This is a genomic window from uncultured Mucilaginibacter sp. (assembly GCF_913773635.1).
Lineage (GTDB): Bacteria > Bacteroidota > Bacteroidia > Sphingobacteriales > Sphingobacteriaceae > Mucilaginibacter.
In genome coordinates, this window is the sequence record NZ_CAJYGQ010000009.1 from 35,070 (window position 1) to 58,950 (window position 23,881).

The following is a 23,881-nucleotide window of genomic DNA, read 5'->3' on the forward strand; positions in this document are numbered from 1 at the left end:
AATATTAACCCAACTTGACCAGGCATTGGGTGCATCATACATGAGTTTGGTTTCTACAGCATTTTTATAAAGAAAACGCTGGCAACTCATAAGTCTCACCGTTAATATCTTATGCTATAAATAGCAGCTTATGTTAAATAAATTTTACTAGTATTGTGCGCACAGGTAAAACAAGCAACAGGTAGCATATGTTGGACATCTAAGGCATAATTTGCTTTCAACAAAATCTTTACCGATTGCTTAACGCATTCATCTTGATTTACCGTCGTTCTGAACAGACTATCTACCATGGCAAAAAAAACCGAGAAAACTAAACCTTTGAACATTGCAGAAGGTAATGAGGCTAACAACCCCTTATCTGCTGATATCCCCACTACCAATGATGCATTGTTATTGAATGACAAGGCTAAAACAAAAGCAGATAAGGATAAAAAACCAAAATCAACAAAAAAAGCCACTAATACCGATGAACCTGTTAAAGGTACAAAGGCAAAAAAAAGCAAGGCTGAAGATGCCGCCTCATTAACTTCATCTTCTGCAGAAACATTTCCTGAGTCGCAACCGGTGAAGGCAAAAAGAACGTCGCGCAAAACAGAAGGTATTGCAGATGGCCAAACCTTTCCGGAGTCGCTTCCTGTTAAGGCGGTGAAAAAATCTGCCGCAAAGGTTGCAAAAAAACAACCTGCCGTGGCAATTGAGGCTGGCGTAGCCAATGAGCAGTATGCCGCTACTGAACAATCATCGTTAGCGCATAACAAAGATGCCAAGGCGTTACCTGTAATACATAGCTCTCCTGAAACTAATTTGCTAAGTGAGGGTTTTGAAGCAGTTGAAGCTTATAGCCGCTTTACCGATTTTGATATTGATCTTTTTAAAGGTGGCAAGCATTACAAGCTTTACGAAAAGTTAGGCTCGCATGTGGTTACTCATAAAAATGTAGTAGGCACTTACTTTGCCGTATGGGCACCAAATGCTCAATACGTATCGGTTATCGGTAATTTTAATGGTTGGAACAGGGGCAGTCATGCGTTATATCACCGCTGGGATGCCTCAGGCATATGGGAAGGTTTTGTGCCTCACGTTGGGCATGGCGAAATTTACAAGTACTTTATACACTCACACAGTGGCGAAAAGCTTGAAAAAAGTGACCCGTATGCACTACAAAGTGAGCAGCCACCGCAAACGGCTTCGATTGTAAGCCACACTTATTATGAATGGAAGGATGAAAACTGGATGCGTAACAGGTACGAGCACAATGCTTTAGACCGTCCGTATTCAGTTTATGAGGTTCACCTGGGCTCGTGGGCACGTAGCCCCGAGAGTCCGGACAGCTTCCTGACTTATAGCGAACTTGCAGATAAGCTGGTACCTTATGTAAAAGAGATGGGCTTTACGCATGTGGAGTTTATGCCTGTTATGGAGCACCCATTTTATCCAAGCTGGGGTTACCAGTTAACGGGTTACTTTGCAGCTACCTCAAGATACGGCTCGCCTCAACAGCTTATGGAGCTTATTGAACGATTTCACCTCGAGGGTATTGGCGTTATATTAGATTGGGTACCATCGCACTTTCCGGGAGACGGACATGCGCTGTACCGCTTTGATGGCACACACCTTTATGAGCATGAAGATGTACGCAAAGGCTACCACCCCGACTGGACATCATACATTTTTAATTACGGGCGTAACGAAGTTAAAGCGTTTTTAATAAGCAGCGCCATGTTTTGGCTTGAGCGTTACCACGCCGACGGTATACGCGTAGATGGAGTAGCCTCAATGCTTTACCTTGATTATTCACGCAAGCAAGGCGAATGGGAACCCAATATGTTTGGCAATAACTTTAACTTAGAAGCTATTGACTTTTTAAAGGAGTTTAACATGGCTGTTTACAGCCACTTCCCCGACGTTCAAACCATTGCCGAAGAATCTACCTCTTTTAACGGCGTAACCAAACCGGTTTACCTTGGCGGACTTGGCTTTGGCATGAAGTGGATGATGGGTTGGATGCACGACAGTTTAAATTACTTTAAGCTCGACCCTATTCACCGCCAGTACCATCATAATGAGATTACGTTTAGTCTTATTTATGCCTTTACAGAAAACTTTATGCTGCCGTTTTCGCATGATGAGGTGGTGTACGGCAAGCACTCCATGCTATGCAAAATGCCTGGAGACGAGTGGCAGCGCTACGCCAACCTGCGCTTACTATACAGCTACATGTTTACCCATCCCGGAGCAAAACTCTTGTTTATGGGTGCTGAATTTGGGCAAAATGCCGAATGGGATTTTGGAAAGTCGTTAGACTGGTGGATTTCTCAATATGATTGCCACCTGGGTATGAAAGAAACGGTAAAAGCTCTGAATAAGCTGTACAAAAGTTACCCGGCTTTATATGAAAAAGCATTTGGCAAAGACGGCTTTGAATGGATAGACGGCGGTAACAGCAAAGACTCTATTATAGTATATGCACGTAAAGGACATGATGCCGAAAATGATGTGGTAGTTGTGCTTAACATGACACCGCTGGTTCATTATGACTTCCGTATAGGTGTAACCCAGCACGGCGAGTGGCGCGAAGTGTTCAATTCGGATGATAAGAACTTTTGGGGGACAGGTGTAAATAATCCGTACCCGCTTAAATCACAAAACAATAAGTGGCACGGGCAGGAGAACTCTATTGAAATTACAATACCGCCGTTAAGCGCAGTGGTGTTTGCCCAAAAATAACCTTAAATCTAATTAAAGTTTTAAGCCGGAGAATCAGATGCATGTTTGGCAATGCCTGCATCTGATTCTCCGGCTTTTTGTTTATAACGTTGCCTTGTATTCGCAATTGCTAATTGCTCTTTTATAATCTTCAATTGAATCAAAATTGAGGCAAAGTTTAATAGCTTTTTTATAAAATATTATTGCCTCATCAAAGTTTTGATTGTACTCCTCAAGTATACCTAAGCGATAATTGATCAATGCTTTATCAACCAGTGGCCTGTGCAATGCAGTTGCGGCAATATCACGTGCTTTATCCCATTGTTCCAAGTTGGTATATAAAACTATTAGATTTATATAAGCGTGCGGGTACTGTGCATTACTTTTAATGGCAGCCTTATAATGGTTTTCGGCACGGGAATAATCATCAAATTGTGTACGGTATAACCAGCCCAATGAATTATGAGCCTGCGCTGTTGAAGGTTCTTCTAAAATTATATTTTCAAGCAGTTGTTTAGCCTGCAGGTAATTAGCGTTCCTAATTGCTTCTTCAGCCTCAAGATATATATCTTCCCAGTTATGCATAGTAAAATTAATTGGGTAAAACTGCAAGATACGCAATAAATTCAACTCATATTGGCATGCTAACGTCAAATAATAATGATTGATGTTAGCTACTATGTTAAATTCACGCTTAAAGCCTGGCAATGAAAAAGGTCCTGAGTAAGGGCCTCTTCTAGTTTAATTAGTTATGATAATTCCGCCGTCCGGCTGCATCTCTACAAGCATTTCTCCGGCTTTGCCCGCTTTTACTTTATTTAGCTGAGGCTTTCTTTCTTTCGAATCTGAATAGTAGTTAAGGTTTTGGTTAGCAAGCATAGGCAGTTTCAACTTTAGCTTCTTTGCTTCCTTAGTGGCATTTATGCCGGTTACATACCAGCGGCTACCGTTACGGCGTGCCAGCACACAATATTTACCTGGATAACCATCTATAAATACCGTCTCATCCCATGTGGTAGGAACAGTTTTTATAAAGTCTATCACAAAGTTTGGAAACTCGTTTAAGTTGTTAGGGGTAATTCCAAAATTTTGAACAGATGTTTGAAACAACACTGTAGTAGCTAATTGAAATATATCTGATGTTTTGCGGGTAGTTCCGCCGTTATTATTGCGGTTATGGCGCTTATTTAACAGCAGCGGACCAAAATCCATTGAACCCACGCTATTACGGATAAACGGGTGCAAGCTGGCGTTATAAGCTTCCATATCATTTGCCCGCTGTCCAAATATGAGGTTTTCTGACGCAAGCACAGCCTCGCTGCTCACAAAATTAGGGTACATGCGCTCCCACCCACGCGGCAGTGTACAGCCATGAAATATAACCAATAGCCCATAGTCATTAGCGTCAGAAAGTATGTCTTCGTAAAGTTTCATGGTCTCCTGCTTGTCGCTGCCGAAAAAGTCCACCTTAATACCCTTTACGCCCAGGCTCTTCATCCACGCCATTTCCTTTTTGCGCTCTACGGAAGTACTCATTTTGTTTTTAGGACCTTGCGGTGCATCATTCCAATAACCATTAGAGTTATACCATAAAAAAGCACCTACGTTTTTAGATTGTGCATACTTTACAAGCTCCTCAATTTTAGCGTAGCCGATTGTAGTATCCCACCAACCATCAATAAGTGTAAACTCGTAACCCAACTGTGCCGATAAATCAATGAATGTTTTTTGATCGTTATAGTTTATACTGTTATCCTGCCACAACAACCAGCTCCAGGTTGAGCGGCCAAACTGGTAATCTTTAGAGGGCTTGTATAAAGGTTTAACCACATCAAAAGCAATAGTGCTTTCAACAACAGGCTTCAGGTTATCGCCTATAGTTATGGTTCTCCACGGCGTTTCACCCGGAAGACTTATAGCTGGTTTAGCGCTTCCCAAATCATTATTTTCCCCTGCCTCCGGAAAAGCTACTGTATATAAACCGCCGTTTGATGCTTCGCTTAACTTGCTTGCACAATACAAACTACTTACCCCAGTTTCAGACACTAAAGCCCAATTGTTACCAATATGAAATAAAGAAGGGAAGGTATAACCAATACCATATTTTGATTTCGTGCCTATGGCTTCATTGGCAACATACTCTTCCTCGTAGCTTGGTTTGGTACGTTTCCATCCGCTCATTGGTGTAGCCTGTGGAGTTAAAAAGGTAGTGGTACCTGCCGGAAAGTCGAAGCCTGTTAATTCTTTTTCAATTGTGCAGCGTGCCGCTTCACCTGTTTGAGCAAGCTGGTATTTAAATGCAATGTTATTGTTGCTTACACGCATAACCAAACTTATTCTTCCTTTCTTAGCTGTTTCATAAGTAAAAACTACTTCATTAGCAGTATAGTTGACTTTGCTTTTTTTAATACGCTTCTCTTCATAGTTTTCATTAATTACAGCGGCTTTCTGTTCAATAAAACGCAAATCTTTACTAAAGTCACTCACGTCGGTTACCAAACCTAAGGGTGAACTCTCTACAACAGTTTTACCGTTATATGCAGCAGTATACTGCAAACCTTTTGTAGAGTTGAGCGATATTGTTACCACAAGCTTTTTATCGGGGCTGGTAACTACGCCATTGCCAGCACCAACCTGTGCGCAAACAGCTAAAGCAACAACTGTAAATAAGGTGATGAAAAGTATGAGCTTTCTCATTATTATAGATTTATTGGTTCATTAACATTTTTTGGCAATTTCATACAAGCCGGGGTTAATATGCTACAATAATAAGTGTTAATTATACATTTATAAAATAATTTTGCAGTAATGCCGATTTACAAAACATCTCCATCAAAACAAGCTTGTTATTGCAGCCATTTAATATAAATGCTAAATTTGTTGGCAATGAACGAAAACTTAGATCCAAGCGCTGAAAAATTGACAACAACTGAACGTGATATTGAAAAAGTTTTGCGCCCGCAGGCTTTTGAAGATTTCACAGGCCAGGATAAAATCTTAGCCAATCTGCGGATTTTTGTTCAGGCTGCTCGACAGCGCGGCGAATCTTTGGACCATGTACTTCTTCACGGGCCTCCGGGATTGGGTAAAACTACGCTATCGCACATTATTGCCAATGAAATGGGTGTTGGCATTAAAATCACCTCCGGCCCTGTGCTTGATAAACCTGGTGATTTAGCCGGTTTGTTAACCAACCTTGAACCGGGGGATATTTTATTTATCGATGAGATACATCGTTTAAGCCCGTTGGTTGAAGAGTATTTGTACTCTGCCATGGAAGATTTTAAAATTGATATCATGTTAGAGAGCGGACCTAATGCGCGCTCTGTACAGTTATCATTAAACCCGTTCACACTGGTGGGCGCTACAACCCGTTCAGGCCTCCTTACTGCCCCACTAAGAGCACGCTTTGGAATAAATTCACGACTTGAATATTACGACGCCAAATTGCTAACCACTATTGTTTTACGTTCATCAGCCATTTTAAATACGCCTATTACTGATGAAGGTGCTTATGAAATTGCGCGCCGCAGCCGTGGTACGCCACGTATTGCTAATGCATTGCTACGCCGCACACGCGATTTTGCCCAAATAAAAGGAAACGGCAGTATTGATACCGCCATTGCAAAGTATGCCTTAAATGCACTTAATGTTGATGAGCATGGCCTTGATGAAATGGACAACAAAATACTGCTTACCATTATTGAGAAATTTAAGGGTGGCCCTGTTGGCGTTAAAACTATAGCTACAGCAGTTGGCGAAGATGAGGGCACTATAGAGGAGGTTTATGAACCGTTCCTTATACAGGAAGGCTATCTCATGCGCACATCCCGCGGACGCGAAGCCACCGAAAATGCATACAAACACCTGGGCATTCACCGGCCGGGGCAACTACCAACCTTATTTTAATACCAAGTAGAGCAACAAACCTAAAAGATAATTAATTTTTAAGTGCTTTTAATATGGCAGTGCTCCACAATTTGGCCAGCACCTGTTCTCCCTGTGTATTAGGATGAAGGTAAAACGTACCCTGCGTTCCATTTTCAGGTTTCAGATAAGTAAGGTAATTTTTCTCGAAGGATTTAAACGATTTCCTGTCACCTTCAAATACATGATGCGGATTGCTTTTTTTATACTGCTTAACCAGCGCATGAATTTGCGGATGGTATGACAGTACGCGTTGTTGACCCTCCTTTAAGTACGATGAACGATTGTGCGTGTTATCGCTGTACCACAAAGGATAGTTTAAAACAATTTTGGCCTTTGGATAGGCGGCTAACAGACTATCTGCTATGGTCTTTAAGTTTGCCTGGTAGTTTTCGGGCGAAACGGGTGAACCATTAGGACCCTTTATAGCACTATCATTAGTACCCAGCATTATTGAAAATACAAGCTGTGCCGTGCTGTCTGCATAAAAATTGTTGGCAGCAGCCTTTACTTTTGGAAACATTTTCTTGGTTGCGGGCAAGAAATCTACCGTTGTAAAACCACTTACTCCCTGATTTGATACCTGCACATGAGGTCCAAGCTTCTCTCTTAAAAAATTACCGGTAAAAACAGGTGGCGATTGATCTTTGGCTACAGTGCCGTGCGTTATACTGTCGCCAATAAAAACTACGTTAACTTTTTGATCATCTTTATAAATAAAGGCACTGCAAGCAACAAAAAGCAGCAGTAAGTAATAAGGCAGCTTGTTAAACTTCATAATTGTGCTGGTAAACATAAGCATTTTGTGATTTATAGTACAACGCAAAAGGCAATGCTATATATTTGTTTAACTAACTACTGCAGATGAACAAAAATATCTGGCTCTCGCTTGTGGCTCTGTTATTTGGAGCTGCCGCTTGTGCTCAACAAGTAACCAGGGTAACCGACCCTGCCGAATGGGTTAACCCCTTGATGGGTACCGATTCAAAACCCGATTTATCTAACGGCAACACTTACCCGGCCATAGGCCTGCCATGGGGCATGAACTATTGGTCGCCGCAAACAGGCAACATGGGTAATGGGTGGATGTATACTTACGCTGCTGATAAAATCAGGGGATTTAAGCAAACGCATCAACCATCGCCCTGGATGAATGATTACGGCCAGTTTGCCATTATGCCGGTAACCGGTAAAATGAAATTTGATCAGGACGCCCGCGCAAGCTGGTTTAGCCACAAAGCCGAAGTATCAAAACCTTATTATTACAGCGTTTACCTGGCCGACCATGATGTAACGGCCGAACTGACTACTACGGAACGTGCAGCTCAATTTCAATTTAGTTACCCTAAAAGCGATAGCTCGTTTATAGTTATTGATGCGCTGGACAAAGGTTCATACATTAAGGTAATTCCTGCCGAAAATAAGATCATAGGCTATACCACCCGTGCAGCGCGCAGTAAGCCTGTAAACTTTAAAAACTATTTTGTAATTTATACAGATAAGGCCTTTTCAATTGCCAAAACGTGGCACGGCAAAACCTTAGCCGGCGGCGACTCATTAGAGCTCACCAATAATCATGCAGGTGCTATTATTGGTTTTAAGACTACACGTGGCGAAAAGGTACACTTACGCGTTGCTTCATCCCTTATTAGTTTTGAGCAGGCCGAGTTAAATCTTAAACGAGAACTAGGTAGTGATGATTTTGAAGCTACAAAACAAAAAGCACACACTGCGTGGAACAAAGTATTAAGCCGCCTGCAGGTGGAAGGTGGAACGGTAGACCAAACCCGTACATTTTACTCATGCCTTTACCGTACCGTTATGTTCCCAAATAAGCTATACGAGGTTGATGCCCAAAACAAAGTAGTGCATTACAGCCCCTACACAGGTAAAACCATGCCAGGCTATAAATTTGCAGGTACCGGTTTTTGGGACACATTCCGTGCGCTATATCCATTTTTAAACCTGATGTATCCATCTATAAACAAAGAGATGCAGCAAGGCCTTATCAGTGATTATGTAGAGGGCGGCTGGCTGCCCGAGTGGAGCAGCCCGGGTTACGCGGATATAATGGTAGGAAACAACTCCGCATCTGTAGTTGCCGAAGCTTATCTGAAAGGGGCGCGTGGCTACGATATTAACAAACTTTACGAGGCGTTGTTGCATGGCGCAAATAACGAAGGTCCGGTTTCAGCCACTGGACGTTATGGGGTTAAATACTATAACGAGTTGGGTTACGTACCTTACGATGTTAAGATCAATGAAAACGCTGCACGAACACTGGAGTATGCCTATGACGACTTTGCCATTTACCAGTTGGCAAAAGAATTGAATCGCCCCCAGGCTGAAGTTGATTTATATAAAAAGCGTAGCCAAAACTATCGTAACCTGTTTGACAAGTCAACAGGATTTATGCGGGGCAAAAACAAGGATGGCAGTTTTCAATCACCCTTTAGCCCGTTTAAATGGGGAGATGCATTTACAGAAGGTAACAGCTGGCATTACTCATGGTCGGTTTTTCATGACGTGCAGGGACTGATTAACCTTATGGGCGGCGAAAATAAGTTTGTAACCAAGTTAGACTCCGTGTTTAGTGTACCGCCGATATTTGATGATAGCTACTATGGCGGTGTGATTCATGAAATACGCGAAATGCAGATTATGAACATGGGCCAGTACGCTCACGGAAACCAGCCCATACAGCACATGATTTACTTGTATAACTACGCCGGCCAACCCTGGAAAACACAATACTGGGCGCGCGAGGTTATGAACCGCCTGTATAAAGCTACTCCTGATGGCTATTGCGGCGACGAGGATAATGGCCAAACATCGGCGTGGTATGTATTTAGTGCATTGGGCTTTTACCCCGTTTGCCCCGCAAGTGATCAGTATGTTTTAGGTGCTCCTTTATTCAAAAAGGTTACTTTAAACCTTGAGAATGGAAAAACTGTAAATATAAATGCACCTGCCAACAGCGCATCTAATAAATACGTTAGCAAATTAATGTACAACGGCAAGCCGCATAGCTACAATTGGCTAAGTCATAAAGCATTGTTAAACGGTGCAAAGCTTGATTTTAGCATGCAGGCCACACCCAATAAAACCAAAGGAACTAAGGATACCGATTATCCGTTTTCTATGTCGGCCCGCCAATAGTTAAAACTTACTGTTAAAAAGTGTGGTTTATTGGTTCACATCAAACCACACTTTTTTTGTTTAAGTCCTCTTATTTATTTTATTTTCGCTCGCTTTAACATTTTACCATTTTAAACCCCATGCTTAAATCATACACGGCAGTTGCAGCCGCATTAGCCCTAAGTGTTATCTCATGCCAATCGGGCAAAACCAGCACGGTAACCGATAGTACTTCGACAAAAACGGTGACTACAAGCACCAGTACTGAGGTTGTAGCCAATGAGAAGCCTGGAAAGAAAGCTTCGAATGCTGAGATTATTGCACGCAAGCAGGTGCCGATTTTATGCTACCACCAAATACGCGATTGGCGACCAAAAGATTCTAAAACGGCTAAAGATTACATAGTTCCGATTGCCAGCTTCAAAGAAAAAATTAAAATGCTGGCTGATAGCGGTTATCATACTATACTGCCCGATCAGCTATACGCTTACCTTACAACAGGCGCAGCTTTACCCAGCAAGCCTATTATGCTAACGTTTGATGATACCGACCTTGACCAGTTTACCATTGCAAACCCTGAGCTAAAAAAGTATGGTTTTAAGGCCGTATACTTTATAATGACGGTATCAATTGGCAGACCTAATTACATGAATAAGGAGCAAGTTAAACAGCTGGCTGATGAAGGCAACGTAATTGGCAGCCACACCTGGGATCACCATAACTTCAAGAAATTTGCCGGCGACGACTGGAAGACACAAATAGATAAACCAACCAAAAAATTAGAGGAAATTACCGGTAAAAAAATTGAATATTTTGCCTATCCTTTTGGTTTATGGAACGCGCAGGGATTACCTGAACTCCATAGCCGCGGATTTAAAATGGCCTTCCAACTGGCTGAAAAGCGCGATGCGAACGACCCATTGATGACCGTGCGCCGTATATTAGACAGCGGTTACTGGAGCGCCAAAACGCTACACAATAGTATCAAGAACAGCTTTTAATAAAAAAAGCCTTTCTCAATTAAGAGAAAGGCTTTTTTGTTATAAATCTTCGTTGGCCGGACCTTCATTTTTGTTTGATGACTCCTCATCGCTTGGTGGTCCTGGTACGCCGCTATCGTTATCGGGCACAACGGTATCCACACGATGCTCATCATCTTTAGTATGCTCGGTAGGTGTATTACCTTTTTCAAGTGACGAATCACCTGTGTTTTCTCCTAATTGATCCTCATGCGGATCGATATTTTTGTTTTCTTCGGTAGACATAGGTATTGTATTTATAAATTGATATTTGATTATTCTTCAGTCACCCACTTAACGGCTTCGTCTAACTGACCCAGTGGAAATCCTTTTGACTGTCCAGGAGCCATAAACCTGAATACGTTACTGGTAAACCATTCAACGGCTTTTTGATCTGTTACAATGGCAATTTTTTTCCATTTGGTAAAATGTTTAAGGCCAACCTTGATATCATCCCACCACGCTCCTGCTGTAAAGTTCTGCACCTCAGTTTCAAGCACGAGTATATAATGGATTTCACCCTGACGCTTAACCAGGTCGTCAAGCTTAGGGATAAGCACTTTTTCGAGGTCATCTTTTGTAACCTCGCCAACGGCATGGATGCCTACAACATTGTCTGGTAAATCGTTTATGAATTGAAGCATAAGAGGCAAATTTTAGTTGTTAATACAACGGTTATTGCCTTATACTGTTTTCCTTAAAGCATACAAATTTAGCCAGCAAGAAAAATAGCGGCTTTTATTTCGCACCCGATATTCCCTAATTTATACCGATTAATTCCGGATGATACCCAATAATGCTTGACTGCTATTGCTCAGCAAACAGGCTCACTTTTCAATAAGGGAGCGAAGAAATTGACAGGTGAAGTTCCTGCTTTCCCAAATGATAAGACTGCTCAATCGCCTTCCGGGTACTTTCTGAAAATGCTGTTGATGCGCATTTGTATAACGCCAAAAAAAGCCTCGCGGAAAATACGGGTAGACATTTTTGAAACACCTTCAGTACGATCAGTAAATATGATGGGAATTTCAATTACCTTAAAGCCGTGTTTAATGGTGGTGTATTTCATTTCGATCTGAAAGGCGTAGCCAACAAACTTAATTTTATCAAGCCTTATGGTTTCAAGCACTTTACGTTTGTAGCATACAAAACCCGCGGTAGCATCATGCAGGTTTATTCCTGTAATAATACGCACGTACATGGAGGCATAGTAGCTCATCAATACCCGGCTCATAGGCCAGTTTACAACGTTTACCCCTCTAACATACCTAGAGCCAACCGACATATCTGCCCCCTCAACACAGGCTTCGCGCAGGCGCAGCAAATCATTTGGATTGTGAGAGAAGTCAGCATCCATTTCAAAAATGTAATCGTACTTGTGCGCTATACACCATTTAAAACCATGTATATAAGCGGTACCTAAGCCCAACTTGCCTTTTCGCTCTTCGATGAACAACCTGCCTGAAAACTCCGCTTGCAGGCTTTTAACTATGTTACCGGTACCATCGGGCGAGCCATCGTCTATAATCAGTAAATGAAAATCATGCGGCAGCGAAAACACTTTGCGTATCATACGCTCAATATTTTCCTTTTCGTTGTAGGTTGGTATAATGACTATGCTATCGGGCACGTAGTTACTGTTTCAATAATGTATGAGCGGGCAAAAGTACGCAATTCGGCCCTTAAAAAACAAAAGCAGGGTGATAACTACCACCCTGCTTTTAGTTAAAAGTTGTTAAATAGGTTATCTTACGCCGTGCATCATCTTTTTAAGCAGGCCCGATATTAAGAAAAGTAATATGGAAGCAACGCCAGACAGCGTTACAAACACCATAAAAAACTCATAGAGGTTATGAATGGTAAAGCCAACAAACGTAGGGTAATGCACATCAATCTTCTCTTGCGCTAAAATTGCAAGCTGTGATGCACTTGCCTGTATTTTACCATCAAGAACGGCTTGCAAATCAATACCCTTGGAAGCAGCAAACTCAAACTTATCACCCGTGGGCGGAATAATGGCACCCAGCGTACCGGCAAGAGCGTACCCTGCAGCGTTACCTATAAACCAAACTCCCATTAATAACGATGAAAAACGCTTTGGAGCTAGTTTAGAAACCAAAGATAAACCAATTGGCGACAGGCAAAGCTCACCCAAGGTATGGAACAGGTACATGATGATTAACCATATAACCCCAATTTTACCTGATGTACCTATACCCTTAACCTGCATGGCAATGATATAGTAGCCGGTAGCCAGCAACAATAAGCCAATAGCTTGCTTAACCGGCGAAATTGGCTCAAGGTTACGTTTTTGCAACTTTAACCAAAGCCAGCTAAACGGAAATGCAAATATAATAATGAACAGGGAGTTGGCATTTTGTACAAAACTTGGAGGCAGTTGAAAGCCAAACAAGTTTAAGTCGGTTTGCTTATCGGCAACAAAAGTTAAAGATGACCCGGCCTGCTCGAATGCCGACCAAAAGAATATTACGAAAAATGCTACGGTATACAACGCTAAAATACGCTCACGCTCTATTTTAGTAATAGACTTATCGGTTAAAATAAGTACAGCTAAACTAATACCTGATGCATATATAAACGGATATACCCAGCTTTTAATGGGATTAGGATCTACAGATATGTAGTGAATACCGAAAAACAATACTACCATTAACACAGCCACACCAATAATTGAGGCAGTAGAAAAGTTTGCCTTTTCGGCCTCACCGGTAGGGCTGAGTGTAGCTTTAGAAAAGTCGGGCTTTGATCCTACGGCGTTACCATCAGGGTCGGTTACGTATTTGTTTTTAAGGAAGATAAACAGAAGCACGCCTAACATCATGCCTATACCTGCTGCAAGGAAACCCCACTTAAATGCCTCAACAACGCGCACCTCTCCTACTTTAACATCGCCCAAAAACGGACAAATGCTCATACCCAAAAAGGCACCAACGTTTATACCCATGTAAAATATGGTGAATGCAGCATCTAACCGCGAATCTCCCTTTTTATACAACTGGCCTACCATTGATGAAATATTGGGCTTGAAGAAGCCGTTACCGAAAATGATAACCGCTAATGCCAGCCACATTATTCCTTTTGCAAGGTCAAGATTAGCAGCATAAGTGTAACCACTGGCAAAAAGCAAAAATTGCCCCAAGGCCATTACCGAACCACCTAAAATAATACAGTTACGATTACCCAGATAACGGTCAGATATGTAACCGCCAAGCATTGGCGTTAAATACGACAAGCCTAAAAAGCCACCGTAAACTAGAGACGCATCCTTATCAGAAAAAGCAAGGGCATTTACCAGGAACAATGTAAGCAGGGCACGCATACCATAAAAGTTAAAGCGCTCCCACATTTCAGTAGAAAATAAAACATATAAACCTTTTGGATGACCTTTACTCTGCTGTGCGGCAAGAGACGAGTCTAAAGAAATTTCAGGTTCAGTACTCATAGTTTAAATTAAAATTATCTAAAAATAGGCATTCTCCATTAATGCCAAATGTTGTGTTGAAATCTTTTAGGGCTGCAACATTAAAAGCGGCTAAGATACATATAACTCGCACTTGCCAAATAAATTTTGGCATAATATGAAAATACTATGTTGATTTACAACCTCATGAGCTTACTCACAATATAAACTTATTCTTTGTTGTAGAATTAAATTTGCATCAATGAACAGTCTTTTGCAATCATCAAGGTGTAGCCTTTAATTGAAGAAGACACGCTTATTTAAATCAATCACCTTAGCTTATGCACTGTAACTGCACATATGCTAACCGCTTTTAAAGCGCTTCAAAGCTTGAGTATTTAGTTCCTTTTTAAAGGCACAAGACTTCTATCTTTAAGGGCTTGTTTTTTGGGGTCAATAATATCAACATCGTCTGGCGCGGGAATGTTGCGCATGTCAAGATTGTCTTTGTACATCCATTTTCCGTTGCTTAATTTATAGCCATCATACGTTAAATCGGGCCCGTACGTGTCGCGCTGGTCTTTTAGCTTATCATCGGGCGGTGCCAGGTGATCAAACACAATCAAATCCTGGTCAGGCACATAACGCAGCAACATGGAGGCTTGCCTGTTATACTCAAATACTACCCTGCTTCGTGTTTTTTTGTTGCCTTGAAAAACGGGCATACCAAATACAGGTTCACCCTTTTTAAACGATAGTACGTCGATAACTTTTTTGGTTGATTTAACGGTGTTGCCTTTCCAACCAAGCAACACATAGTAAGGATTGACCGTACCAACAGTTATAATTTTATAATACTGCGCACCAAACCATTTATGGTTGTTCATCACAGAGTCTTCGGGGTTTTTAAGCAATGGCGAGTAATCTTCAAGCGGATGAAGCAATAATTTACCACCTGTGTTTACCTGAATGGTGCCAAAGAAACGATAACTGCCATCCTCATTCATTATAAACCAGCTCAGTAATCTGAACTTATTATCGGGCGAGCGCAGTATGCTGATGGTTTTAAGCGAATCGAAATTAAAGGCGTATGAGTTTGGCACCTTAAGTGCCTTAACAAGCGTACGTATAAAAGAGTAGTTAGCGTTTTTGCGTTCTAAGTCGTTTTCGTTATTAAACATCTGGCGGCCAATCTTCACCAAACTATCTTGCAAGGGGCGCAACTGGTTAAGCTGATCGGGGGTGTTAAAGCGTTGTGCGTTAACCCTGCCAACCATAAAGGCAATAAGCAATAAAATAATGCTTAAATGTTTCATAATATTTAAAAAAGCAAATTAAAGTGCCGCGCCAAATTATTTAAACAAACGCTAAGCCTGTATAATTGTTGCAATTTACAGTATTATTGCAGCTATTAGCCGTTAGCGATTCAAAATACGGTTATATTGATTTAAAGTGTTTTAATGGCAAAATTTAGTATATCGCGTCAAAAAGCTTTATTGCGTAAATACGCTGTTTGGGTAAAGTTTATTATGATAGTGGGCAGTGTATTCCTCATTATACTGGCCCTTCCCAAGCAAACCAAATTCAGGTATGAATTTGAAAAAGGCAGAGTATGGAACCAAAAAGAACTAATTGCTCCGCACAGCTTTGCTATACTTAAAACACCTGCCGAGCTTGAACGCGATCAGGCTGATGCACTTAAAAATGTTTCGCCTGTTTACCAGCTTAAAGCCGATGTGCAAAACCAGCAGGTTTTGGGCTTTGTTGATGATTTAAATTTAAAATGGACCACCGCCGGAATACCCGAAAAATTCAAGGCACGATACATTGAAACCGGCAAGGTTTTACTTAATAAGGTTTATAGCGTTGGTCTGCTTACCCCGGGTATAAAAGACCAGCCTGCCGACGAAAACTATAACATTACAGTAGTCAACAATAATGTAGCTACCAACAAAAACACGTCAGGCCTGTACACCAAAGAAAAAGCAATAAGCTTTTTTGAAAAGGAGCTTGCATTGTATAATCTCGACAGGGCCTTTTTGCTTGATTTACTGCAAAACCGGCTGTTGAATAATTTGGTATATGACGATAAGTTAACCAGCCGCCTAAAGCACGATGCGCTTGATAACATATCACTTACGTTGGGTATGGTGCAAAAGGATGAGGTAATTATCACTAAAGGGGCGGTTATAAACGATGAGGTATATCAAAAGCTCTTATCATACAAAAAGTACTTTGAAGACAGCGCCCGTTTAAACGGTGATCGTAAGCTGGTGTCATTAGGTCAGTTTTTACTAGTGGGGTTAACGCTCACATTACTCATTGTATTTCTTTACCTCTTCCGTAAAGACATCTATTATGACAACCGCTTGGTAGGCCTTATTCTACTGGTAATTACGGCTATGCTGGCTACGCTATCGTGGGCTATAAAAATACAGCTGCCAAACCTTTACTACATTCCGTACTGTATTGTTCCTATCATTATACGCATACTGTTTGATACCAGGCTGGCTTTAAACATACACCTGTTGGTGATAATGATAGCAGGCTTTTACGTGCCAAACAGCTTTGAATTTGCTTTTTATGAGATAACGGCTGGTATGGTTTCTATTTACAGCATTAAAAACCTGCTGCGCCGTGGCCAGTTCCTAACATCGGCCTTAATCATAACGCTTACCTACCTTGCAACCTTCTTAGGTATATCGTTTATACGCGAGGGTGATATCAATACCATTGAATGGGCTGAATTTTTCCCGTTTGTTGTAAGTGTATTGCTAACCCTGCTGGCCTACCCATTAATTTATGCATTTGAAAAGGCTTTCCGTATAACGTCTGATTTAACACTTATTGAGCTTACCAACACCAATGCTGCTTTGTTACGCGAAATGGCCTTCAAGGCTCCCGGAACGTTTCAGCACTCATTACAAGTAGCCAACCTTGCCGAAAACGCCATTTACAGCATTGGTGGCAATGCTTTGCTGGTAAGGGCAGGTGCATTGTATCATGACATTGGCAAGATGGAAAACCCGCTATACTTTATTGAGAACCAAACGGCAGGTTTTAATCCGCATGATAAGCTTTCATATGAAGAGAGTGCTCAAATAATTATAAGTCATGTGCGCAAGGGGGTTGATATGGCCCAAAAAGCTAATCTTCCCGAAACAATCATCAATTTCATTCGCACACATCATGGCAACACCAGGGTTGATTATTTTTATCAGTCGTTTTTGAAAAATTTTCCTGAAAAATTCATCGACGAAAACATTTTTCGCTACCCCGGACCTATTCCATTTTCAAAAGAAACCGGCGTTTTGATGCTTGCTGACTCAGTTGAAGCTGCTTCGCGCTCACTAAAAGAACCCGACGCACAATCAATAAGTGACTTGGTTGACCGTATAGTAAATTATAAGCTTAACCAAAACCAACTGAAAGACAGCGATATAACGCTCAAAGATTTGGAAACTATAAAAAGCATATTTAAACGAATGCTGATGAGCATTTACCATGTAAGAATAGATTATTAAAATACCTGAAATATTTTTTTGACGAGATAGTTGAATTACTATATTTGCAGTCCCAAACGGGGACATATATTGTAAACAACCGGTGAGGTGCCTGAGAGGCCGAAAGGATCAGTTTGCTAAACTGACGTACGGGAAACTGTACCGAGGGTTCGAATCCCTCCCTCACCGCAAATAACTTCAAAGCCTGGAACAATAGTTTCAGGCTTTTTTATTTTATCCAATATCACCGGCTTTAAATTCACCTCCTAAAATATACTTCACACTTAAAAGCATTTTTTATCATTTGGATGACCTGTAAGTTAAATCTTGTAATATATTTGCGCTTTTTCTGATCTATCACAACCTGAAGCTATACCAATCAGGTTGACCAATGTTGCCGAGTCAATCACAATAGTACATTTGTTGTATTAAATTGAACAAAGCAACTTTTGGGCGGTCTTTTTAATAGCCGATACTCTTTGACCGAAAATCATTTGAAATTGGGTTAAGATTAAGAACAATGGTTGATATCATAATTGCGGAAGATCACAGCATCGTTAGACACGGACTTAGGTCACTATTACAAATTGTGCCTGATCTTAACGTGGTAGCTGAAGCAAGAAACGGTGCCGAGACTGTTTCGCTACTAGAGGAGGGAGTACAAGCAAACCTACTGTTAACAGACATAAACATGCCGGTTTTGAACGGCATTGAGCTAACCAAACAGGTAAGCGTTCAATTTCCACATTTAAAATCAATTGTATTAAGTGCACTCGACGATGAGCGTTACGTAGTACAAAGCTTTAAAGCGGGTGCTCACGGCTTTATTTTGAAAAACACAAGTGCCGATGAGCTTGTGTTTGCAATAAAGCATGTATCGGCAGGTAATCAATACATTTGTTCTGAGCTAACTATAAAGTTTTTAAATCGGATGATGACGTCATCAGAGCCCCTAAAAAGTGATGACGTCAACGAAATCAAATTTTCGGCGAGGGAAACTGAAGTGTTGAACTATTTAGCCGACGGCCTGACAAATCAAGAAATTGCAGACAAACTTTTCACCAGCAAACGCACCGTTGAAGGCTATCGAGAAAGTATGATAACCCGTACCGGTGTACGCAATACAGTGGCTCTTATACGTTTTGCCATGAGATTTGGAGTGATAAATTAATCAATTATTGTTAATAAATAATTAAGGGGATTAATCTTAGCGACAAAAAGCGTATTAATACGAGATATGATTACGTATTAATACGCTGATTTGAACTTATCCATTACCTTAATTTTACCCTTAATAAAGGGCGATGCAAAAGAAGTAACGCGTTCACTATGATATGCTCTAACCTTTTGTTAGATAATAATTTAATATAAAATTATTAGTCAACAACACTCAACATTACATTGATTATTTCTTTACATGCATAACAACTCAGGCGTTAACAAGGTATTTTTAGTAGGACATATTAAATCTGAACCCCGACGGCATAAACATCAAAACAAACCCGATACAATTTGCTTCAACCTTGTTACTAGCGAACATTTCCGTAAAGGCGATCAAACTTCAGCTCATGAAGAGCATCATTCAATAGTTGTTTGTCCGGAAACAACTGACGTTAAAGAAACAGACCTGTACGTAGGAAGGCTCATACACGTTACCGGTAAACTGCAAACCAAAAGCTGGATTGACGAAAATCGTGTAAAAAGGTATAAAACCGAGATTATGGTACTTCAATTAGAACCGTTGACTTAGTAAATGTTCTATTCACATACTTGAATTTACTTATATAAAACCATCAACAGTTTTCTATAAGCTGTTGATGGTTTTGTAGCCGCCATTGAGCCTGCTATATAATTTGTAAGTGAGGACGTATTTTAATCTCCACTACATCACTGCGCTGCGGCTGAGTAATTGCATAAATTACAGCTTGGGCAATGTCTTCGGCCTTAAGCATTTCTAAATTTTCAATATTTTTTTGCTGATCAGGAACTGAAACCGGTTGCATATCGGTACCTACCGCACCAGGTTCAATTAATGTAACCTTTATGCCCAATTCGTTTACCTCCTTACGTAAGCTTTCTGAAAAAGCTTGCACCGCTCCTTTTGTGGCCACATACACCGAACTATCTTTTTCCCTCACATCAGCACTCATCGAACCGATGTTCACAATATGTCCACCTTTTGCCTCTTTCATGCGTTTTACAGCGTAATTTGACAGCGCAAGGTAAGCCAGCACATTGGTATTCACTACCCTTGCCCACTCAGCATAATTACCATCACTTATACCCTGATATGCCAATGCAGCGCAATTTATTAAAACATGCAACGTATCAAGTTCTGCATTGCCAGCGTCTGTAACTGCCTTAATACCATCCTCAACGGATAGATCGGCAATTAAGCTTTTAATTTTATTTGATACACCAGCCTTTTCAGCATCGCTTAAAACATCCTGCAGATGCTGCGGGTCTTGCCCCACGATTAAAACATTTGCACCAGCAGCGGCCAAGGCCAAAGCTGTGGCCCGGCCTATGCCGGTTGTACCTCCGGTAATAAGAATATTTTTACCTTCCAGTGATTGAATTTCAGTTTGAAAATTAGCCATTTAAGTGTTGATTAATAATGATTATGTTTTGGCAAGCTTAAGTTTACCACCGGTTATTAAACACTCAGGTTGTGAAGATGGTTTTAATTATAAATTAATTAATGTAATTTAAACATAGGATTCAGCGGTCATTTTCACGCTCAATATTATTGCGATGCATCAACATAAATGATGATAATTATAAGCACTTTTGCATTTTAAAATGAATCATTTAACGCACGATACTATAGTAGCTCTTGCCACGCCAAATGGTACTGGAGCAATTGGCGTAATCAGGCTTTCTGGTCCTGATGCTATTGTAATTGCAAACAGTGTATTTAAGGGAAAAAACTTAACTAAGCAAGCATCCCACACTATCCACTTTGGTACCATTACCGACGGTGACCTGGTACTTGACGAAGTTTTGATTTCAATATTCATAGGTCCGCGCTCATACACCCGCGAAAATGTGGTGGAGATATCCTGCCATGGTTCAAATTATATTATTCAAAGCATCATAAAATTACTTATCAGGCAGGGTGCACGATCGGCTAAACCCGGAGAGTTCACACTCAGGGCATTTCTTAACGGACAGTTTGACCTTTCGCAGGCCGAGGCTGTGGCTGATTTGATTGCTTCAGATTCTAAAGCTTCACAACAGGTGGCTTTACAGCAATTAAGAGGTGGCTACAGTTCTGAATTAAAAGATTTGCGTGAGCAATTAGTGCACTTTGCATCAATGGTTGAGCTTGAACTTGATTTTTCGGAAGAAGATGTAGAATTTGCTAACCGTGCGCAATTGAAACAACTTATACATGATTTAACGCGTGTTATAGGCAAGCTTATACAGTCCTTTGAGTTAGGAAATGCTGTAAAGCAAGGCATTAACACTGTTATAGCTGGCCGCCCAAATGCTGGTAAATCAACACTACTTAATGCACTTTTAAATGAGGAACGGGCAATTGTAAGTCACATTGCCGGTACCACACGCGATACCATTGAGGAAACATTGAATATAAACGGCATAAATTTCCGTTTAATTGACACAGCGGGTATACGCGAAGCCACTGATGCTATTGAACAGATTGGCGTGCAAAAAACGATGGAAAAGATAAGCCAGTCAGCATTGCTTCTTTATGTATTTGATGTGGAATCAATTACACCTGAGGAGTTAAGCCAGGATATTCAAAACCTTTATAAACCCGGACTCCCTACCCTCTTGGTTGCTAATAAAATAGATATAGTACCTGATTATAAACAAAAGTATAACGCAGCTTTACCCGAAGATGTAACCCTTGTAGCTATATCAGCAAAGGAGAAACTACACATTTCGCAACTAAAGCAGTTGGTTTATGACACCACCATTCAAGGTCGCTTAAACGGCAATGAAACGCTAGTAACTAACATCCGACATCTTGAGGCACTGCAAAAAACTGAACAGGCTCTCATCAAAACCTTAAGCGGTATTGACATGCAGGTAACGTCAGACTTTTTAGCCATGGACATAAAACAAGCCCTGCACTATTTAGGCGAAATTACAGGCACCGTTACCACAGACGATTTACTGGATAATATTTTTTCTAAGTTCTGTATCGGAAAATAATTTTTCACCCTCCATTCGAGATTATTGGCATTACCTTCCACAATTTGATGACAATTCTTAAGCAGTAGTCGTAATTACGCTAATTACCGACTTTCGGCTACAACGACGCGACTTTTGCATACATGTCGCTTGTGTGCATCCTGCAACTTTGCTGTATCAAATACAAAGGCAAGCATGGATTTACAAAACAGCACTGTATTAATTACCGGTGGCAGCAGTGGCATTGGTTTAGAACTGGTGAGACAGCTTACGACAATTGGTGCAACTATCATAGTTACCGGTCGCGACTTGGAGAAGCTGAACAAAACTCAGCGCCAATTTCCAAAAGTCCACATCTTTCAAAGCGATGTAGGTGACCCCGAAAGCATCAAAACACTTTACGAAAAGGTTTCCCAACAATTTCCTGATTTAAATATCCTCATCAACAACGCAGGCGAAATGCGATTAATTGATTTGCAGGATGCTTCGCCAAGTTTAGAAAACATTGTACGCGAAATTAATATCAATCTTTCAGGTACCATACAAATGACACATCAATTCCTGCCCCAGTTAACCAAACAACGGTCGGCAGCGGTTGTGAATGTATCATCAGGTATAGCTTTTATGCCTTTCTCTGTTGCACCGGTTTACAGCGCTTCTAAAGCTGGGGTGCGTGCATATACTCAAGCCTTGCGATTGCAGCTAAAAGGAACCAGCGTAAAGGTTTTTGAAATGATTCCTCCGGGTGTTAAAACTAACCTGCAAAAAAATTGGGTGCTACCAACAGATTCAAACTCGTCGTTAACCATGGAAGTTGATAAGATGGTTAAAATAGCCATTAAAGGGATGCAACAGGATAAGCCGGAGCTAAACCCAGTACTTATTGGTGTAATTAAATGGGCAAGCAGGATTGTACCAGGTGCCCTAATCAACTTTGGTCACAAAGAGTTTGAGAGATTCAGGCAATTGAACAACAACCTTAAGAACTCAACGATATGAAAAGAACAATCCTAACAATCATATTGCTGTACGCAGCAATGATAACATTTGCTCAGAAACTTCCGGCCGATCAAATATTAGGAATTTGGCAATGCACTGATTACAAAATTGAGATCTATAAGTCTAGTAACACTTACTCAGCAAAGCTATTGTGGTCAAAAGATATGTTTGAAGCTGACGGAAAAACACCAAAGAAGGACGCCAAAAATCCTGACCCTAATCTTAAAGGCAGATCCGGACTAGGCCTCACCCATATTACAGCGTTGATGTTTAAAGATGGTGAATACGTAGATGGCAAGTTATACAGTATACAGGACGGCAATACCTACAGTCTTAAAGGTAGATTGCATGGTATTAATGAACTGGAAACGCGTGGCTACAAAGGCGTACCCATGCTGGGAAAGACTTTTATATGGAACCGTGTACAGTAAATAAATATTCACAACTATGAGAAACATTCAATACGACGAACGCTCAAGCTTTTGGTTAATGATCTTAAATGCAGTACGGCCAGCTGATTTATTGCTGTACTTAAGCACAGGTGAAGTGATCTTAACGGAACAAAATCTCTTTGATCAGCCTAAGAGGCAACAAAGACTTTGCCCTTTGATATTTTTTTAATTATACACACAACTACAACGCTATGTTTAAAAATATCGTCTCTCTATTATTACTCATTATATCTGTTTCGCTAAGCTTTAAACACGCCTGGGACACGGCGCATTACCAACGCAACCCCGAATCGTTTAAAATGATGGAAAGTTTGGGCGTAAGTGTATCCATGATTCCCGCCTTTGCAGCTTTGACACTATTAACCGGCATCCTTCTTTTGATACCTAAAACCTTTTTCGTGGGTAACAAGATACATGCCATATCTATTGTAACTATCATGGGGCTGGCGCTTCGTAATGGCAACATCAAAATAGCTCTGATTGAGATCCCTTTTCTGGTTATGCCGTTATTAATGATATGGTTAAAATATCCGTTCAAAAATTAAACTATATTGT

Annotated in this window: 20 protein-coding genes and 1 tRNA gene; 12 read left to right on the forward strand and 9 right to left on the reverse strand. The window is 40.9% G+C overall.

Annotation, left to right across the window (positions count from 1 at the left end; genetic code table 11):
- The first annotated feature begins 288 nt into the window (after positions 1-288).
- The gene (gene glgB, locus QZ407_RS11300; protein WP_365335058.1) at positions 289-2,727 is read left to right on the forward strand and encodes a 1,4-alpha-glucan branching protein GlgB; all 2,439 of its coding nucleotides are present in this window, start codon (positions 289-291) and stop codon (positions 2,725-2,727) included.
- 81 nt (positions 2,728-2,808) lie between these two features.
- Here the strand turns inward: glgB and QZ407_RS11305 are convergent, their stop codons facing one another.
- The gene (locus QZ407_RS11305) at positions 2,809-3,291 is read right to left on the reverse strand and encodes a tetratricopeptide repeat protein (RefSeq protein WP_295771014.1); all 483 of its coding nucleotides are present in this window, start codon (positions 3,289-3,291) and stop codon (positions 2,809-2,811) included.
- A 156-nt stretch (positions 3,292-3,447) separates the two neighbouring features.
- The gene (locus tag QZ407_RS11310; protein WP_295771017.1) at positions 3,448-5,403 is read right to left on the reverse strand and encodes a glycoside hydrolase family 97 protein; all 1,956 of its coding nucleotides are present in this window, start codon (positions 5,401-5,403) and stop codon (positions 3,448-3,450) included.
- A gap of 189 nt (positions 5,404-5,592) precedes the next feature.
- Between QZ407_RS11310 and ruvB the strand changes: the two genes are divergently transcribed.
- Positions 5,593-6,615 (forward strand): Holliday junction branch migration DNA helicase RuvB, encoded by a 1,023-nt coding sequence (gene ruvB, locus QZ407_RS11315; RefSeq protein ID WP_157543020.1) that lies wholly within the window; start codon positions 5,593-5,595, stop codon positions 6,613-6,615.
- A 31-nt stretch (positions 6,616-6,646) separates the two neighbouring features.
- Here ruvB and QZ407_RS11320 read toward each other — a convergent pair whose 3' ends face one another.
- A complete protein-coding gene (locus tag QZ407_RS11320) occupies positions 6,647-7,411 on the reverse strand; it encodes a GDSL-type esterase/lipase family protein (protein WP_295771019.1) in 765 nt (254 codons plus the stop codon).
- Between the two features lie 86 nt (positions 7,412-7,497).
- Here QZ407_RS11320 and QZ407_RS11325 point away from each other — a divergent pair, with 86 nt between their 5' ends.
- Both QZ407_RS11325 and QZ407_RS11330 read left to right on the forward strand, forming a co-directional pair.
- On the forward strand, positions 7,498-9,792 hold the full coding sequence (locus QZ407_RS11325) for a GH92 family glycosyl hydrolase (RefSeq protein ID WP_295771021.1): 2,295 nt from the start codon (positions 7,498-7,500) through the stop codon (positions 9,790-9,792).
- 119 nt (positions 9,793-9,911) lie between these two features.
- Positions 9,912-10,772, forward strand: a complete 861-nt coding sequence (locus QZ407_RS11330; protein ID WP_295771022.1) for a polysaccharide deacetylase family protein — start codon at positions 9,912-9,914, stop codon at positions 10,770-10,772.
- Between the two features lie 39 nt (positions 10,773-10,811).
- Here the strand turns inward: QZ407_RS11330 and QZ407_RS11335 are convergent, their stop codons facing one another.
- The 5 genes from QZ407_RS11335 to QZ407_RS11355 form a co-directional block, all read right to left on the reverse strand.
- Positions 10,812-11,036 carry a hypothetical protein gene (locus QZ407_RS11335; RefSeq protein WP_295771023.1) on the reverse strand — a complete coding sequence of 75 codons (225 nt, stop codon included), beginning with the start codon at positions 11,034-11,036 and terminating at the stop codon, positions 10,812-10,814.
- Positions 11,037-11,065: 29 nt separating this feature from the next.
- A complete protein-coding gene (locus QZ407_RS11340) occupies positions 11,066-11,434 on the reverse strand; it encodes an STAS/SEC14 domain-containing protein (protein ID WP_295771024.1) in 369 nt (122 codons plus the stop codon).
- A 251-nt stretch (positions 11,435-11,685) separates the two neighbouring features.
- Positions 11,686-12,420, reverse strand: a complete 735-nt coding sequence (locus QZ407_RS11345; RefSeq protein WP_295771025.1) for a polyprenol monophosphomannose synthase — start codon at positions 12,418-12,420, stop codon at positions 11,686-11,688.
- 114 nt (positions 12,421-12,534) lie between these two features.
- A complete protein-coding gene (locus QZ407_RS11350; RefSeq protein WP_295771028.1) occupies positions 12,535-14,253 on the reverse strand; it encodes a peptide MFS transporter in 1,719 nt (572 codons plus the stop codon).
- Between the two features lie 356 nt (positions 14,254-14,609).
- The gene (locus QZ407_RS11355) at positions 14,610-15,527 is read right to left on the reverse strand and encodes a hypothetical protein (RefSeq protein WP_295771030.1); all 918 of its coding nucleotides are present in this window, start codon (positions 15,525-15,527) and stop codon (positions 14,610-14,612) included.
- Between the two features lie 144 nt (positions 15,528-15,671).
- Between QZ407_RS11355 and QZ407_RS11360 the strand changes: the two genes are divergently transcribed.
- From QZ407_RS11360 to ssb, 4 genes are all read left to right on the forward strand, one after another.
- Positions 15,672-17,735: an HDIG domain-containing metalloprotein gene (locus tag QZ407_RS11360; RefSeq protein WP_157543028.1), complete on the forward strand. Its 2,064-nt coding sequence runs from the start codon at positions 15,672-15,674 to the stop codon at positions 17,733-17,735.
- A gap of 81 nt (positions 17,736-17,816) precedes the next feature.
- Positions 17,817-17,903 (forward strand) — tRNA-Ser (locus QZ407_RS11365).
- Between the two features lie 331 nt (positions 17,904-18,234).
- A complete protein-coding gene (locus tag QZ407_RS11370) occupies positions 18,235-18,885 on the forward strand; it encodes a response regulator transcription factor (RefSeq protein WP_295771031.1) in 651 nt (216 codons plus the stop codon).
- A gap of 246 nt (positions 18,886-19,131) precedes the next feature.
- Positions 19,132-19,464, forward strand: a complete 333-nt coding sequence (gene ssb, locus QZ407_RS11375) for a single-stranded DNA-binding protein (RefSeq protein WP_295771033.1) — start codon at positions 19,132-19,134, stop codon at positions 19,462-19,464.
- 94 nt (positions 19,465-19,558) lie between these two features.
- Here ssb and QZ407_RS11380 read toward each other — a convergent pair whose 3' ends face one another.
- Positions 19,559-20,314: an SDR family NAD(P)-dependent oxidoreductase gene (locus QZ407_RS11380; RefSeq protein WP_295771035.1), complete on the reverse strand. Its 756-nt coding sequence runs from the start codon at positions 20,312-20,314 to the stop codon at positions 19,559-19,561.
- A 202-nt stretch (positions 20,315-20,516) separates the two neighbouring features.
- On the opposite strand from QZ407_RS11380, the gene mnmE reads away from it, so the two are divergent.
- The 4 genes from mnmE to QZ407_RS11400 all read left to right on the forward strand — a co-directional run bounded on the left by mnmE (position 20,517) and on the right by QZ407_RS11400 (position 23,871).
- A complete protein-coding gene (mnmE, locus tag QZ407_RS11385; RefSeq protein ID WP_295771038.1) occupies positions 20,517-21,896 on the forward strand; it encodes a tRNA uridine-5-carboxymethylaminomethyl(34) synthesis GTPase MnmE in 1,380 nt (459 codons plus the stop codon).
- A 174-nt stretch (positions 21,897-22,070) separates the two neighbouring features.
- The gene (locus tag QZ407_RS11390; protein ID WP_295771041.1) at positions 22,071-22,874 is read left to right on the forward strand and encodes an SDR family NAD(P)-dependent oxidoreductase; all 804 of its coding nucleotides are present in this window, start codon (positions 22,071-22,073) and stop codon (positions 22,872-22,874) included.
- On the forward strand, positions 22,871-23,305 hold the full coding sequence (locus QZ407_RS11395) for a DUF2147 domain-containing protein (protein ID WP_295771043.1): 435 nt from the start codon (positions 22,871-22,873) through the stop codon (positions 23,303-23,305). Before QZ407_RS11390 ends, QZ407_RS11395 begins: the two co-directional genes overlap by 4 nt.
- A 212-nt stretch (positions 23,306-23,517) precedes the next feature.
- On the forward strand, positions 23,518-23,871 hold the full coding sequence (locus QZ407_RS11400; protein WP_295771046.1) for a hypothetical protein: 354 nt from the start codon (positions 23,518-23,520) through the stop codon (positions 23,869-23,871).
- The last annotated feature ends 10 nt before the right edge of the window (positions 23,872-23,881 follow it).

Coding starts and splice junctions, on each gene's coding strand:
- glgB (WP_365335058.1), top strand. CDS start 289: ATGGCAAAAAAAACCGAGAAAACTAAACCTTTGAACATTGCAGAAGGT.
- QZ407_RS11305 (WP_295771014.1), bottom strand. CDS start 3,291: ATGCATAACTGGGAAGATATATATCTTGAGGCTGAAGAAGCAATTAGG.
- QZ407_RS11310 (WP_295771017.1), bottom strand. CDS start 5,403: ATGAGAAAGCTCATACTTTTCATCACCTTATTTACAGTTGTTGCTTTA.
- ruvB (WP_157543020.1), top strand. CDS start 5,593: ATGAACGAAAACTTAGATCCAAGCGCTGAAAAATTGACAACAACTGAA.
- QZ407_RS11320 (WP_295771019.1), bottom strand. CDS start 7,411: ATGAAGTTTAACAAGCTGCCTTATTACTTACTGCTGCTTTTTGTTGCT.
- QZ407_RS11325 (WP_295771021.1), top strand. CDS start 7,498: ATGAACAAAAATATCTGGCTCTCGCTTGTGGCTCTGTTATTTGGAGCT.
- QZ407_RS11330 (WP_295771022.1), top strand. CDS start 9,912: ATGCTTAAATCATACACGGCAGTTGCAGCCGCATTAGCCCTAAGTGTT.
- QZ407_RS11335 (WP_295771023.1), bottom strand. CDS start 11,036: ATGTCTACCGAAGAAAACAAAAATATCGATCCGCATGAGGATCAATTA.
- QZ407_RS11340 (WP_295771024.1), bottom strand. CDS start 11,434: ATGCTTCAATTCATAAACGATTTACCAGACAATGTTGTAGGCATCCAT.
- QZ407_RS11350 (WP_295771028.1), bottom strand. CDS start 14,253: ATGAGTACTGAACCTGAAATTTCTTTAGACTCGTCTCTTGCCGCACAG.
- QZ407_RS11355 (WP_295771030.1), bottom strand. CDS start 15,527: ATGAAACATTTAAGCATTATTTTATTGCTTATTGCCTTTATGGTTGGC.
- QZ407_RS11360 (WP_157543028.1), top strand. CDS start 15,672: ATGGCAAAATTTAGTATATCGCGTCAAAAAGCTTTATTGCGTAAATAC.
- QZ407_RS11370 (WP_295771031.1), top strand. CDS start 18,235: ATGGTTGATATCATAATTGCGGAAGATCACAGCATCGTTAGACACGGA.
- ssb (WP_295771033.1), top strand. CDS start 19,132: ATGCATAACAACTCAGGCGTTAACAAGGTATTTTTAGTAGGACATATT.
- QZ407_RS11380 (WP_295771035.1), bottom strand. CDS start 20,314: ATGGCTAATTTTCAAACTGAAATTCAATCACTGGAAGGTAAAAATATT.
- mnmE (WP_295771038.1), top strand. CDS start 20,517: ATGAATCATTTAACGCACGATACTATAGTAGCTCTTGCCACGCCAAAT.
- QZ407_RS11390 (WP_295771041.1), top strand. CDS start 22,071: ATGGATTTACAAAACAGCACTGTATTAATTACCGGTGGCAGCAGTGGC.
- QZ407_RS11395 (WP_295771043.1), top strand. CDS start 22,871: ATGAAAAGAACAATCCTAACAATCATATTGCTGTACGCAGCAATGATA.
- QZ407_RS11400 (WP_295771046.1), top strand. CDS start 23,518: ATGTTTAAAAATATCGTCTCTCTATTATTACTCATTATATCTGTTTCG.